The organism is Mesorhizobium sp. B2-2-3 (assembly GCF_006442405.1).
GTDB lineage: Bacteria > Pseudomonadota > Alphaproteobacteria > Rhizobiales > Rhizobiaceae > Mesorhizobium.
The window spans coordinates 1-14,068 of record NZ_VFWC01000018.1 but is presented as its reverse complement, the minus strand read 5'-3'; the positions used below and the strand labels follow the sequence as shown (position 1 = coordinate 14,068).

General features: G+C 63.9%; 13 protein-coding genes and 1 tRNA gene. 9 read left to right on the top strand and 5 right to left on the bottom strand.

Annotated features, from left to right (window positions below; genetic code table 11):
• The first annotated feature begins 39 nt into the window (after positions 1-39).
• Positions 40-261 (top strand): AbrB/MazE/SpoVT family DNA-binding domain-containing protein, encoded by a 222-nt coding sequence (locus FJ951_RS25775; protein ID WP_140494768.1) that lies wholly within the window; start codon positions 40-42, stop codon positions 259-261.
• On the top strand, positions 258-647 hold the full coding sequence (locus FJ951_RS25770; RefSeq protein ID WP_140517949.1) for a type II toxin-antitoxin system death-on-curing family toxin: 390 nt from the start codon (positions 258-260) through the stop codon (positions 645-647). Before FJ951_RS25775 ends, FJ951_RS25770 begins: the two co-directional genes overlap by 4 nt.
• Positions 648-656: 9 nt before the next feature.
• On the opposite strand, the gene greA is transcribed toward FJ951_RS25770, so the two are convergent.
• Positions 657-1,133, bottom strand: a complete 477-nt coding sequence (greA, locus tag FJ951_RS25765) for a transcription elongation factor GreA (protein ID WP_140494772.1) — start codon at positions 1,131-1,133, stop codon at positions 657-659.
• Between the two features lie 116 nt (positions 1,134-1,249).
• On the opposite strand from greA, the gene FJ951_RS25760 reads away from it, so the two are divergent.
• Positions 1,250-2,626 (top strand): TIGR03808 family TAT-translocated repetitive protein, encoded by a 1,377-nt coding sequence (locus FJ951_RS25760; RefSeq protein WP_140517948.1) that lies wholly within the window; start codon positions 1,250-1,252, stop codon positions 2,624-2,626.
• A gap of 11 nt (positions 2,627-2,637) precedes the next feature.
• On the opposite strand, the gene FJ951_RS25755 is transcribed toward FJ951_RS25760, so the two are convergent.
• Both FJ951_RS25755 and FJ951_RS25750 read right to left on the bottom strand, forming a co-directional pair.
• A complete protein-coding gene (locus tag FJ951_RS25755) occupies positions 2,638-3,642 on the bottom strand; it encodes an asparaginase (RefSeq protein ID WP_140517947.1) in 1,005 nt (334 codons plus the stop codon).
• Positions 3,643-3,668: 26 nt separating this feature from the next.
• The gene (locus tag FJ951_RS25750; RefSeq protein ID WP_140517946.1) at positions 3,669-4,835 is read right to left on the bottom strand and encodes an acetyl-CoA acetyltransferase; all 1,167 of its coding nucleotides are present in this window, start codon (positions 4,833-4,835) and stop codon (positions 3,669-3,671) included.
• 187 nt (positions 4,836-5,022) lie between these two features.
• Between FJ951_RS25750 and betI the strand changes: the two genes are divergently transcribed.
• Genes betI through betB form a run of 5 tightly spaced genes read left to right on the top strand, consistent with a single transcriptional unit; the run spans position 5,023 to position 11,319 of the window.
• Entirely contained in the window at positions 5,023-5,613 is a 591-nt protein-coding gene (gene betI, locus FJ951_RS25745) for a transcriptional regulator BetI (protein WP_140494780.1), read from the top strand.
• Positions 5,610-7,139, top strand: coding sequence for a choline-sulfatase (gene betC / locus FJ951_RS25740; RefSeq protein WP_140517945.1), 1,530 nt, complete (start codon positions 5,610-5,612; stop codon positions 7,137-7,139). The genes betI and betC overlap by 4 nt, the downstream gene beginning before the upstream one ends.
• A complete protein-coding gene (locus tag FJ951_RS25735; RefSeq protein ID WP_140517944.1) occupies positions 7,136-8,143 on the top strand; it encodes a threonine/serine dehydratase in 1,008 nt (335 codons plus the stop codon). The genes betC and FJ951_RS25735 overlap by 4 nt, the downstream gene beginning before the upstream one ends.
• A 3-nt stretch (positions 8,144-8,146) precedes the next feature.
• A complete protein-coding gene (gene betA, locus FJ951_RS25730) occupies positions 8,147-9,799 on the top strand; it encodes a choline dehydrogenase (protein WP_140517943.1) in 1,653 nt (550 codons plus the stop codon).
• A gap of 56 nt (positions 9,800-9,855) precedes the next feature.
• Positions 9,856-11,319 (top strand): betaine-aldehyde dehydrogenase, encoded by a 1,464-nt coding sequence (gene betB / locus FJ951_RS25725; RefSeq protein ID WP_140517942.1) that lies wholly within the window; start codon positions 9,856-9,858, stop codon positions 11,317-11,319.
• Positions 11,320-11,349: 30 nt separating this feature from the next.
• On the opposite strand, the gene FJ951_RS25720 is transcribed toward betB, so the two are convergent.
• Together FJ951_RS25720 and FJ951_RS28560 are read right to left on the bottom strand one after the other, a co-directional pair.
• A complete protein-coding gene (locus FJ951_RS25720) occupies positions 11,350-13,590 on the bottom strand; it encodes an AGE family epimerase/isomerase (RefSeq protein WP_140517941.1) in 2,241 nt (746 codons plus the stop codon).
• Positions 13,591-13,600: 10 nt separating this feature from the next.
• Positions 13,601-13,762 carry a hypothetical protein gene (locus tag FJ951_RS28560; RefSeq protein WP_181167211.1) on the bottom strand — a complete coding sequence of 54 codons (162 nt, stop codon included), beginning with the start codon at positions 13,760-13,762 and terminating at the stop codon, positions 13,601-13,603.
• Positions 13,763-13,961: 199 nt separating this feature from the next.
• Between FJ951_RS28560 and FJ951_RS25715 the strand changes: the two genes are divergently transcribed.
• Positions 13,962-14,038 (top strand) — tRNA-Pro (locus FJ951_RS25715).
• Positions 14,039-14,068 lie beyond the last annotated feature (30 nt).

Sequence of the window (14,068 nt, the reverse complement as noted above, 5' to 3'; positions counted from 1 at the left end):
GTCGAGTTATAATTGACGTTGCAACAGGAGCAATCCAGCATGAACACCACCATTCGCAAGATCGGCAATTCCGAAGGTGTGATCCTGCCCAAGGAGCTACTCGACCGCCTGAATCTCAAAGCCGGTGATCAGCTTCAGGTTCTCGAAACAGACAAGGACATCGTCCTCAAACCGGTCGACGATAGTTTCGAGCGGCAGATGGAAGCTGCTCGCAAGGTCATGGACAAGTACAAGGTCGCGCTTCAGAAGCTCGCCGAATGAACTGGGAGTTCCTGTCGCGCCGCGCGGTGGAGGCGATGCATGCCGAACAATTGCGCCGGCATGGCGGCGCACAAGGTTTGCGGGATGAAAATGCACTTGAATCGGCACTGGCCCGGGCCGAGAACAAGGCTAATTACGGCACTCCGTCGATTGCAGATCTTGCAGCAGCCTATGTCTTCGGCATTGCCAGAAATCATGCCTTTGTCGACGGCAACAAACGCACGGCTATTGTCGCCGCCGGCGCCTTCCTGATCGTCAACGGTCAGGTCCTGACGGCGGACAACGGCACGCTTTATGAATTCGTGATGGCTATCGCCGCCGGCGAGATCGATGAAGCGGGTGCAGTCGCGTTCTTTCGCGACCACATCGTGAAGACCGAGGACTGATGTTGGGGTTCAGCCGCCCGCGCTCAGCTTGACGATTTCCCATTCCTTGCCATTGACGGTGGCGACATCGCCGACCTTCTTGCCAAACAAAGCAATCGCCATTGGCGATACATGGGAAATGCTGCCTTTCGATGGATCAGCCTCGTCCTCGCCGACGATCTTCCAGTGCACCTTCTTGCCGTCGTCGGCTTCGAGCGTGGCGCCCATGCCGAAGCGGATGACGTCGCTCCCGGGCTCGGGCACCGAAAGCTCGGCACTTTCGCGCCGCGCGGTCCAATAGCGCAGGTCGCGAGATACCAGTGCGATGCGCTCGCGGTCTCCCCGCCGCTCGGCTTTGGCCAATATGTCGCGCAGATCGGCCAGATTCTCGTCGATCATTGCCAGGCCACGCTCCGTCACCAGGTTGCGGTGTTGACTGATCGGCCGTTCGCCGACGCCTGCGATGGCGTTTTCGCTGTCTTCCTCGCGGGTAAAGGCTCTGCTCATTCCTTGAACTTATGCCCGCCCTCACGACTTCACAAGTCATTGCCCTCGCCGGGGACGCAGGTGCCTGACTGGCACGAATCCTGCCACTAGATGGGCAAAAGCCAGGACCTGTGCCGATGTTGAACAGACGCAAGCTGCTTGTCCGGACAGCCGGTTTTGCCGTGTTCGGGCTTTCGCTGGGCAAGGCAGCCGCCGCGAGCTTGCCCGGCGTCGAGAAAGCCTCGATGCGCGGATCGATCAACGCCACCGAGCTTGGCGTGCAACCCGGCACCTTTGACGATCAGAGCAAGGCTTTCGCCAAGCTGCTGCGCGAGGCCAGCGATCGCGACATGCCGGTTTTCCTGCAGCCCGGCACCTATGTCGTGTCCAACCTGACGCTGCCCGGCCGGGTGCGCCTTACCGGCGTGCCTGGCGCAACGCGCATCGTCTATGGTGGCGACGGCCACCTGTTCATGGCCGAACAAGCCGATCACATCGAGCTCAGCGGCCTGGTCCTCGACGGCTCAAACCGCTCGATGGGCGACTACGCGCAAGGACTGCTCGATCTGCGCCGCGTGGCGCATCTCATCGTCGATAATTGCCAGATAACCGGCAGCGGCAAGAACGGGCTGGCGCTCGAGCACGCGGCGGGCCGGGTCGAGCGCACGGAAATATCCGGAGCGGCGGACGCCGGCATCTATTCGGTCGAGGCCGCAGGGCTGGCGATCACAGGCAACACCGTCTCCGACTGCGCCAATGGCGGCATCCTCGTGCACCGCTGGCAAGCGGCGGAGGACGGCACCATCGTCACCGGCAACCGGGTCGAACGCATCGCGGCGCGCGGCGGCGGCACTGGCCAGAACGGCAATGGCATCAATGCCTTCCGCGCCGCCAACGTGATCGTCTCCGGCAATATTGTTTCGGACTGCGCATTCTCCGCCATCCGCGCCAACAGCGCCAGCAATCTGCAAGTATCGGGCAACACTTGCATGCGTTCCGGCGAAACGGCGGTCTATTCCGAATTCTCGTTCGAGGGCGCCGTTATCAGCAACAACATCGTCGATGGTGCCGCCAACGGCATCTCGATCGTCAATTTCAACGAAGGCGGACGCATGGGTGTTTGCTCGGGCAACATCGTGCGCAACCTGTCGACATCAGGCCCCTACCCCGCCGACCCGCCGGGATTCGGCGTCGGCATCGGCGTCGAGGCCGACACCACCGTGTCCAACAACGTCATCGAGAATGCGCCGCTCTACGGCATGTCGATCGGCTGGGGACCGTATCTGCGCAACGTCGTGGCCACCGGCAACATCATCCGCAAAGCGGGCACCGGCATCGTCGTCAGCGTGGTCGACGGTGCCGGAACCGCCATCATCTCCGACAATGTCATCGACGGCGCACGCAATGGCGCCATTGTCGGGCAGCGCTGGGCCGACCCGGCCACGGGCGATCTCGCCGCGTCAGCCGACACCGGCTTTCCGCATCTGACCGTCGAGCGCAATCATGTCAGTTGAGAGCGTCCGGCTCAGGCCAGTGCCGCCGTCGGCCTGAGCGCACCGACCTTGGCGCCTATCCGGCTTTCGATGGGTGCATTCGCCATTTCGAGCAGCTTCGCCGCCAAAACCTCGTCCGCGCGCAGCAGTCGGGCGATGATTGCGGCCACCATGGATTCGGCGGCCCGGCCGGCACCATCATCGCATTTGAGTGCGATGCCGAGGCCAAGCTCGGGAAGCGCCGCGCAATGGACCCCTTCGGCGCCGCCCTTCGCAAATATTCGGCCAGGCGCCGCCTGCATCAGCGCGAGATCGGCGCGGCCTGTGCCGGCGACGAAGAACGGCTCGGCCATGCAAGCCGACAACAATCGCTTTGCCGCCCTGGCGCGCTCGGGCGCGAAGCCCCTGCCGGTCACCATGCGGGCAAAGCCAAGCGCAAAACTCCTGAGCGGCACCGCGTAGGTCGGGATCGAACAGCCGTCGGTCGCGCGCTCGTCGGCGCCGTGGCGAGCTCCCGTCACCGCCTGCATGGCATCGCGCACCATCTCCTGCAAGGCGTGATCCGCCCTGACATAGCCGTGAGGCTCGATGCCTGAATGGACGCAGGTGCAAAGAAAGCCGGAATGCTTGCCGGAGCAATTGTTGTGCAGGGCGTTCGGGGAACCGCCGGCGCGGGCGAGTGCGATCGTCGCGTCATGGCTCGACGGCCAATGCGCGCCGCATTCAAGCGCCGACCCGTCCAGCCCGGCCCTCGCGAGCATCGACCGCGCCAGTTCGACGTGGGCCGGTTCGCCCGAATGAGAGGCGCAGGCCAGCGCCAGTTCGCGGTTACCGAAGCCGTAGGCATCGGCAGCACCGCTTTCGACCAGCGGCAGCGCCTGGATCGCCTTGACCGCGGAGCGCGGAAACACCGGCCTCGATGTGTCGCCGATCTCGAGAACCGGCTTGCCATCGGCGTCGAAAACCGCGACCGCGCCTCGGTGCGCGCTCTCGACGATGGCGCCACGCAGAACTTCGATCAGAACCGGATTTGTCATGTTGCCCCCGCGGATGCGGGTCGCTTTTACCGAATCCGATCGAGAATGGAAACGTAGTTGGCGACCGCCGCGCCGCCCATGTTGAAGATGCCGCCAAGCTTGGCGTTGGGCACCTGGATGCCGCCGGCCTCACCGACGAGCTGCATGGCGCTCAGCACATGCATCGACACGCCGGTGGCGCCGATCGGATGACCCTTCGCCTTCAGGCCGCCGGACGGGTTGACCGGCAGCCGCCCGTCCTTTGCGGTCGTGCCGTCCAGCGCCAGCCTCGCGCCCTCCCCAGGCTTCGCCAGGCCCATGGCTTCATATTCGATCAATTCGGCGATGGTGAAGCAGTCATGCGTCTCGACGAAGGAGAGATCATCAAGCGTCACGCCGGCATTCCTGAGCGCCCGGCTCCAGGCCTGCTCGCAGCCTTCGAAAGTCAGGATGTCGCGCTTCGACATCGGCAGGAAATCCTGCACGTGCTCATTGGCGCGGAAGGTGACGGCGCGGCGCATCTTCAGTGCCGTCGCTGTGTCGGTGAGGACGAGAGCGGCGGCACCGTCGGAGACCAGCGAGCAGTCGGTGCGCTTCAGCGGGCCAGCGACGAAGGGGTTCTTCTCGCTCTCCTGGCGGCAGAACTCGTAGCCGAAATCCTTACGCATTTGCGCATAGGGATTGTCGACGCCGTTCTTGTGGTTCTTGGCGGCGATCATGGCAAGCGCATCCGACTGGTCGCCATAGCGCTGGAAATAGGCTTGTGCGATCTTGCCGAAGACGCCGGCAAAGCCGGCCGGTGTGTCGCCATCCTCGGGCAAATAGGAGGCTTTCAGCAGGTTCCTGCCGATCTCGGGGCCGGGCGTCGTCGTCATCTGCTCGGCGCCGATCACCAGCACGATGCGGGCGGCATTGGCATCGATGGCGCGGACGCCTTGCCGGACAGCGGCCGAACCGGTGGCGCAGGCGTTCTCGACGCGCGTCGCCGGCTTGAAGCGCAGCCGGTCGTCGGCCTGGAGGACAAGGCTGGCGGTGAAATCCTGCGCGGAAAAGCCGGCGTTGAAATGTCCGAGCACAATCTCGTCGACGTCGTCCGGGCCAATGCCGGCATGGTCGAGCGCCTCGGTTGCCACTTTGACGATCAGGCTCTCCAATGTTTCGCCTTCAAGCTTGCCGAAGCGCGAATGCGCCCAGCCAACGATGCATGCGGTCATGGCAACCTCCATTTGCCGCGGATCCTAACACGTCATATCGCGGCCTGAGCACTCAATATTGTTCAATAATGAACCGTTTTCCAGTCCGCGGGATGAGCCAGAGCCGACAATCGGTTGTTGTTTGGGCTGAATTTTTGTTGATTGACCCGTCAATAAAAAATAATCTTCACCGAAACAATGGAACAGCATGCCGAAAGTCGGAATGGAACCACTGCGCCGCAAAGCGCTCATCGACGCGACGATCTCGGCGATCGGCGAGCGCGGCTCGCTTGACGTGACGATGTCGGAGATCGCCGGGCGCGCCGGCGTGTCGTCGGCGCTGGCCCATCACTATTTCGGCGTCAAGGATGAGCTGCTGTTCGCGACGATGCGGCATATCCTGGCCGAACTGACCACAGACATGCGGCGCGCGCTTCAATCCACCGGTTCCCCACGCGAACGCGTCTCGGCGGTCGTGGCCGTCAACTTCTCCGAGATCCAGTTCCGTGCCGAAACGATCGCCGCCTGGCTCGCCTTCTATGTCGAGGCGCAGAAATCGGCTGCGCTGCGCCGGCTGCTCAGGATTTATGCGCGGCGGCTGCATTCGAACCTGATGAGCGGGCTGGCCGGCATCCTGTCCCGAGCCGAGGCCGACCGCGTCGCCGAAGCGACGGCGGCGATGATCGACGGGCTCTATATCAGGCGCGCGCTCAAGGACGGCGTGCCCGATGCCGCGACCGCGATCGCATTGGTCGAGGACTATCTCGAAACGAAACTCAGCGGACGGCAGACGCAGTGACACGCAAGCACCCTAACTTCCTTATCGTCATGGTCGATCAGCTCAACGGAACTTTCTTTCCGGACGGGCCGGCTGACTTCCTGCACGCGCCGCATCTGAAGACGTTGGCCGCCCGCTCGGCGCGCTTCCGCAACAATTACACCGGCTCGCCGCTCTGTGCGCCGGGCCGTGCCTCGTTCATGAGCGGCCAGTTGCCGTCGCGCACCGGAGTCTATGACAACGCCGCCGAGTTCGCCTCGTCGATCCCGACCTTCGCTCATCATCTGCGCGCCGCCGGCTACCATACTTGCCTGTCGGGCAAGATGCACTTCGTCGGGCCGGACCAGTTGCACGGCTTCGAGGAACGGCTGACCACGGACATCTACCCCGCCGATTTCGGTTGGACGCCGGATTATCGTAAGCCCGGCGAGCGCATCGACTGGTGGTATCACAATCTGGGTTCGGTGACCGGGGCCGGCATTGCGGAAACCACCAACCAGATGGAATATGACGACGAGGTCGTGTTCCTCGCCACGCAGAAGCTCTACCAGCTTTCGCGGGAGCAGGATGATGAGGAGCGCCGGCCCTGGTGCCTGACCGTTTCGCTGTCACATCCGCACGACCCCTATGTCGCGCGCAAGCAGTACTGGGATCTCTACGAAAATTGCCAGGCGCTCGACCCGGAAACCAATTTCATTGCGTATGACGAACAGGATACGCATTCGCAGCGGCTGTATGTCGCCAGCGATTATCCGTCGTTCCAGATCACCCCTGAGCAGGTGCGCCGTTCGCGGCGTGGCTATTTCGCCAATATTTCCTATGTCGACGACAAGCTCGGCGAGCTCCTGGACGTCCTCAAGCGAACGCGCATGCTTGACGACACCACCATCCTGTTCTGCTCCGACCATGGCGACATGCTCGGCGAGCGCGGCCTATGGTTCAAGATGAGCTTCTTCGAGGGCTCGGCGCGGGTGCCGCTGATGATTGCCGGCAGGGGCGTTGCGGCCGGGCTGATCGAAGCGCCGGTTTCCAATCTCGACGTGACGCCGACGCTTTGCGACCTCGCCGGCATCGACATCGATGCCGTCGCGCCATGGACCGATGGCCAATCGCTGCTGCCTCTGATCGACGGTGAGCGGCGCAGCGCGCCTGTGCTGATGGAATATGCGGCTGAGGGTTCATACGCGCCTCTGGTGGCTATCCGCGAGGGCCGATACAAGTTCGTCCATTGCGAGCTCGATGCGCCGCAACTGTTCGATCTCCAATCCGATCCGCTGGAGCGGGAAAACCTCGCGGCAGATCCGGCCAACGAACCGCTGGTCGCGGCGTTCATGGACAAGGTGCGGGCGCGCTGGAACATGGCCGCCTTCGACGCTGCGGTGCGCGAAAGCCAGGCGCGCCGCTGGGTCGTCTATCGGGCGCTGCGCAACGGCGCCTACTACCCTTGGGATTTCCAGCCGCTGCAGAAAGCGTCCGAGCGCTACATGCGCAACCACATGAACCTCGACAATCTCGAAGAGAGCAAGCGGTATCCGCGAGGCGAATGATGACTACGCTTGTCCCCTCACTCGACCACCTGAAGCAAGCCTATGCGGTCACCGCCAAGGCGACGCAGATCACGCCGCTGCTGGAATCGGCGGCGCTCGCCAGGGAAACCGGCGCCGCTCGCGTCTTCGTCAAGGCGGAATCGCTGCAATGGGCGGGATCGTTCAAGGTTCGGGGCGCCTATTGGCGGCTGAAGCGGCTGTCGCCCGACGAAGCCAAGAAGGGCGTCGTCGCTTATTCTTCCGGCAATTTCGCGCAAGGACTGGCGGCTGCGGGCCAGGCGCTCGGCATTCCCGTCACCATCGTCATGCCGATCGACGCGCCGGCCGCCAAGCGCGACGCCACAGCAGGCTACGGCGCGCGCGTGGTACTTACCGATCACGGCGAGCGCGCGCGTGAGGAAGTCGCTGCCGCCAAGGCGCGCGAGATCGCCGAGACCGAAGGGCTGACATTGCTGCATCCCTTCGACGATCCGGAAATCGTGGCCGGCCAGGCAGGTGCCGGGCTGGAGGCACTGGAGCAGCTTTCTGCCAAGGGCGCGAAGGCGGACGTGCTGTTCTGCTCGGTCGGCGGCGGCGGCCTGATCGGCGGCGTTTCGCTCGCTTTCCACTATCTGTCGCCGGCCACGGAAATCATCGGCGTCGAACCCGAAGGTTTCAACGGCATGGGCGCCTCGTTGGCGCATGGCAGCATCGAGACCATGCCGCTCGCCCCGAATTCGATCTGTGACGGGCTGATGTCGCGGCGGCCCGGCGACGCGCCGTTCGCGGCGGTCAGAACCGCCGGCGTTCGCGGCATCACTGTCGACGACGCCTTGGTGCGGCGGGCAATGAAAATCGCCTTCGAGCGGATGAAGCTGGTGCTTGAGCCGTCCGGAGCTGCCTCGCTGGCGGCACTGCTCGGCGGCAAGGTGGATGTGGCCGGCAAGACCGTCCTTGTGGTGGCTACCGGCGGCAATGTCTCGCTCGCCGATTTCATCACACATGTGAACGATGGGCGCATATGAACAATGCTTGAAGCGGATTTCGTCATCATCGGCTCCGGCTCCGCCGGCTCGGCCATGGCCTATCGCTTGTCGGAGGATGGCAAGCACTCGGTCATCGTTATCGAATTCGGCGGCTCCGATGTCGGGCCGCTGATCCAGATGCCATCGGCGCTGTCGATCCCGCTCAACATGAGCCTCTACGACTGGGGCTTCGCCAGCGAGCCCGAGCCGCATCTCGGCGGCCGCGTGCTGGCAACGCCGCGCGGCAAGGTGATCGGAGGCTCGTCCTCGATCAACGGCATGGTCTATGTGCGCGGCCACGCCCGCGACTTCGACCACTGGGCCGAACAGGGAGCCGCCGGCTGGGGTTTTGCAGACGTGCTTCCCTATTTCAAGCGCATGGAAGATGCGGAGGGCGGCGAGGACGGCTGGCGGGGCCGTGGCGGGCCGCTGCACGTGCGGCGCGGCACGCGGAAAAACCCGCTCTATGGCGCCTTCGTCGAGGCGGGCCGCCAAGCCGGCTTCGAACTGACCGACGACTATAACGGCTCCAGGCAAGAGGGGTTCGGCCCGATGGAGCAGACCATTTTCGGCGGCCGCCGCTGGTCGGCGGCATCAGCCTATCTGAAGCCGGCGCTCGGGCGCAAAAACGTAAGCCTGGTCAAGGGCTTTGCGCGACGGGTGATCATCGAGAATCAACGCGCCATCGGCGTCGAGATCGAAGCTCGCAAACAGATTCAGGTCGTTAAGGCGCGACGTGAGGTGATCGTCGCGGCATCGTCGATCAACTCGCCGAAAATCCTGATGCTGTCGGGAATCGGGCCTGCAGAGCATCTCAGGGAAAACGGCATCGCGGTGGTAGCCGATAGACCCGGCGTCGGCCGCAACCTGCAGGACCATCTGGAACTCTATATCCAGCAGGAATCGACAAAGCCGATCACGCTGAATTCGGTGCTCAATCCGTTCTCCAAGGCGATGATCGGGGCGCAGTGGCTGTTCTTCAAGACCGGCCTTGGCGCCACCAATCATTTCGAGGCGGCTGCCTTCGTGCGCTCGCGCGCCGGCGTCGACTATCCTGATATCCAGTACCACTTCATCCCGGCGGCGGTGCGCTATGACGGCAAGGCGGCGGCGAAGTCGCATGGTTTTCAGGCGCATGTCGGGCCAATGCGCTCGAAGTCGCGCGGCTCGGTGACGCTGCGCTCGCCGGATCCGAATTCGAAACCGGTGATCCACTTCAACTACATGTCGCATCCCGACGACTGGAGCGAGTTCCGCCACTGCATCAGGCTGACGCGCGAGATTTTCGGCCAGAAGGCCTTCGACGGCTTCCGCGGCCAGGAAATTTCGCCCGGCAGCCACGTGCAATCGGACGACGACCTCGACATCTTCATCAGGGATCACGCCGAAAGCGCCTATCATCCCTGCGGCACCTGCCGGATGGGCCGCGCCGACGAGGTCACGAGCGTCGTCGATCCGGAATGCCGCGTGATCGGCGTCGAGGGCCTGCGGGTAGCCGATTCCTCTATCTTCCCGCGCGTCACCAACGGCAACCTCAACGCGCCGTCGATCATGACTGGCGAGAAGGCTTCCGACCACATTCTCGGCCGCACGCCGCTGGCGCCTTCCAACCAGGAACCATGGATCAATCCCCGCTGGCAGGCGTCCGACAGATAGAGCATGATCGTGCAACCGCACGATCGGCATGCCGCTAAGACGATTTGGAGAAGCCCATGCGCGCCCAGCCAACGGCATCGCACTATGTCAACGGACGCTACATAGACGACGAGCAAGGCGCGCCACTGCCGGTCATCTATCCGGCAACCGGCGAGACCATCGCCCTGCTGCGCTCGGCGACGCCGAACGTGCTGGAACTCGCCATCGAGGCTGCGCGTGCCGCGCAACCGGCTTGGGCGCGGCTGAAGCCGGTGGAGCGCGGCCGCATCCTGCGCCGCGCCGCCGACATCTTGCGCGCCCGCAACGCCGATCTTGCCCGCCTCGAGACGCTCGACACCGGTAAGGCGATTCAGGAAACGCTGGTGGCGGATGCGCCATCGGCCGCGGATTGCCTGGAATATTTCGGCGGCGCGGTTGCAGCTTACAATGGCGAGGCTGTCGATTTGGGCGGGGCCTTCGCCTACACGCGGCGCGAGGCGCTCGGCGTTTGCGTCGGCATAGGCGCCTGGAACTATCCAATCCAGATCGCCGGCTGGAAATCCGCGCCCGCGCTCGCCATGGGCAACGCCATGGTGTTCAAACCATCGGAAAACACGCCATTGTCGGCATTGGCCCTGGCCGAGATCTACAGCGAGGCAGGCCTGCCCGACGGGCTGTTCAACGTCGTGCAAGGCTATGGCGATGTCGGCGCCAGCCTAGTCAGCCACGATGTCGTGGCCAAGGTGTCGGTGACCGGCTCGGTGCCGACCGGCCGCAAGGTGCTGTCGCTCGCCGGCTCGAACATGAAGCACGCGACGATGGAACTCGGCGGCAAGTCGCCGCTGATCGTCTTCGACGACGCCGATCTCGAGAATGCCGTCGGCGGCGCCATGCTCGGCAATTTCTATTCGACGGGGCAGATCTGCTCCAACGGCACGCGCGTCTTCGTCCAGAAGGGCATCCATGACCGCTTCGTCGACCGGCTCGTCGAGCGAACCAAGAAGATCCGCATCGGCGACCCACTCGATGCCGAAACCCAGATGGGCCCGCTGGTCAGCAAGGCACAGCAGGAGAAGGTCGTCTCGTACATCGCGGCGGGCAAGCAAGAAGGCGCCACGCTCGCCTGCGGCGGCAACGTGCCTTCGCTGCAAGGTTTTGAAGGCGGCTTCTTCGTCGAGCCGACGGTGTTCACCGGGGTGAGCGACAGCATGCGCATCGCGCGCGAAGAAATCTTTGGGCCTGTCATGAGCGTGCTGAAATTCGACGGCGAGGACGAGGTGGTCGAGCGCGCCAACGACACTGAGTTCGGTCTCGCGGCCGGCGTGTTCACGCGCGACCTGTCGCGCGCCCACCGCGTCATCGCCGAGCTGCGGGCCGGCACGTGCTGGATCAACGCCTACAACCTGACCCCGGTCGAAATCCCCTTCGGCGGTGTCAAGCAATCCGGCATTGGGCGAGAAAATTCACTGGCCGCGCTGGCGCTCTATTCGCAGATGAAGGCGGTTTATGTCGAGACCGGGGATGTGGTCAGCCCTTATTGAGCAAAATGTCGTCGGGACAGCGCCTCTTTCTCAGCCGCCCTTCTCGGCAGTCCCATCCAGATACTGCGTGAGCGCGCACACGAGATGATAAAAAATGCTGGCCGGCACATCTGATGCCCGCGAGCGGCCGCGCTCGTCGACGCGGTCGATCCACAGACCCAGCGGCGCCGGGTCGATGTGCCAGCGGAACAGCCGGCCTACGCGTTCCTCGATCTCCGGCTTGAGATCGGGTCCGCCAGAACCGTCCAACGCAATCGCCGCCTTGACCGCTTCGGCCTGTGGCCAACTACGCGAGACCAGGTCCAGCGGCAGACCCTGCCGGGAGACGGCGCCATACGCAAGGCCTGTGGCGCGGTTGAGGCCATTGGCGATGGCCGAGGCATAGAGTTTCCTGGCGAAGCCACTCAGTTCGGCCTGGCCGCTAAGAGCGGCGAAATCGACAAGCAGCGCGGCCCATTCGAAATGATGGCCGGGCTCGGTCCAGGTACCCTTCTCGCCCGCCACGGGCCTCCAGCCGGCGTCGAAATATTCACCCAGCGTCCAGCTTTCGGGATCGAAGAAGTGGTTGCGGAACAGGTCGATGATGCGTGCCGCGCGGCGCAGATAAGCGCGCTCGCCTGTCGCCTCGTGCCAGGCGAGGAAGGCTTCCAAAAAATGCATGTGCGGATTGGAGCGCCGCTCGCCCTGCCCGTCCGAGGTTTCGAGAAAGCCGGTCATGCGGCTATCCTCGAGATGGGCATCGAGGAAGGCGAAGGTCTCTTCGCCGAGCCGCAGCGCATCCGGATGGCCCGACATGTGGGCATGCGCCAGCGCCAGAAGCACGCAGGAATGATCGTAGGCGTCCTCGACCGGGTCGGCGACCGAACCGTCGATGTCGAGAGTACGCACCCAGCCGCCCCTTGCCGTTCGGCCGCTTCCGGCCATGAAGTCGATGCCGTGGGCGATGAGCCGGTCGGCCGGGCCGTCCCAGCCGCGTTGCTTGGCGACCGCAAAGGCGTAGACCTGGCGGGCCTGCGTGCGCATGCGCTTGGGCTTCATCAGCGGCGTGGCGTCGAAGCCAAGAGCCTCGTGGAATCCGCCATAGCGTTCGTCGACGCCTGATGTCGACCACAGCGGAAGCGTCTCCTGAAACAGCCAGTGGTGGACGCGACGGCGCCAGGCGCCGCTTTCGATGACCCGGTCGCGGGCAGGCGTGAAACGGGTTTCCAGCCGGCCGGATTTTTCGAGCTGCCCGACGATCTTCTTGACGTGCTGGCTGTGGCTGACCGGGGCGACGAAGGTCGCGTCCGATGTCGAGACGATGGCGACATCTCTCATGCCGATGGCCGACAGCAGCCGGCCATCGCTGCGAATGTAGGAATTCTCGCAATCGATGGCGACGACGTCGCCGGCGATGACATTGCCTTGGCTATCGGCAGGCCCGACATCGAGCAGCGACTGCCAGGAGCCGAGATCGTTCCAGCGAAAGCTGGCCGGCACCATGGCGATGTCCTTTGCCCGCTCCATGATGGCATAGTCGATCGAGACCGAAGGAATGGCGCCGTAGAGGTCCAGCGGCATGTAGAAGCCGGAAAGGTCCGATGTCGCAGCCTTGTAGGCAGCTTCGGTCGCCTGCCAGATCTTCGGCTCGAAAGCTGCGAAAGCATCGCGCATGGCGCCGGCGCGAAACAGGAAGATGCCGGTGTTCCAGTGGAAATTGCCGGCTTCGAGATAGGCCTGGGCGGTGGCAAGGTCCGGCTTTTCGACGAAGCGCGAGACATCGAACACGCCCGCTCTTTCGGCGGCGACTTCGATGTAGCCATAGCCGGTCTCCGGCTGTGTCGGCTTGAGGCCGAACACCACCAGCCGCCCGGCGCTGGCAGCGGCGGTGCCCGCCTCGACGCTCTGCCAGAATTGCCGCGCGGTCGAAATCTCGTGATCGGACGGCACCACCAGCACCAGTTCGTCACCGAATTCGGCGAGCGTGCGCAGGCTTGCCAGCGCCACCGCCGCGGCGGTGTTGCGGCCGGTAGGTTCGAACAGCGGCCCACCGCCGGCAAGGTTTATGCCGGCGAGATCGGCATGGACGCGCTCGGCATGGCGTTCGGAAGCGATCATGAAGATGGGCGTATCGCCGCTGGGCCGTGACGCCAGCCGGCGCAAGGTCTTTGCCAGCATCGAGCCGTCGCCCGAAAGGTCGTGGAACTGCTTGGGATTGTCCTCGCGCGACAGCGGCCAGAGCCGCGAGCCGACGCCGCCGCTCATGACGAAACTGACGATGCGCTGGCTCATGATGCCCTTGTCAAAAGATCTGGTTGTAGGCGCCGACTTCCGGACTACGGCGCAGCACCGCGTCGAACGTCTGCCGGCGCCGCTGCGACGATACCGGGCTCTCCACCACCACGACAAGCTCCGGCAATCCGAAACTGTTGGGCCGTGCTTCGCCAACGATCCTGAGGGTCAAGACTGGAAATCTCCGGGCGGCTGGAAACACAAATCGCGCAAACGTTTGCCGAGGAGTGCCCTACCACGGAAGCCTTTAAGCGGCGTTTATTCGAGGCGCTGAAACAGGCTCGCGAAGAAAGCTGGCGAAATGCGACAGAAGTGCTGCCATTGACGCTTGCAGGAACCAGATGCGGCGGCTATAAGCCCGCGTCTGGTCACGGAGTGTAGCGCAGCCTGGTAGCGCACCTCGTTCGGGACGAGGGGGTCGCAGGTTCAAATCCTGCCACTCCGACCAGCCAAATCAAAGGCTTACGTGGCTTTTGGT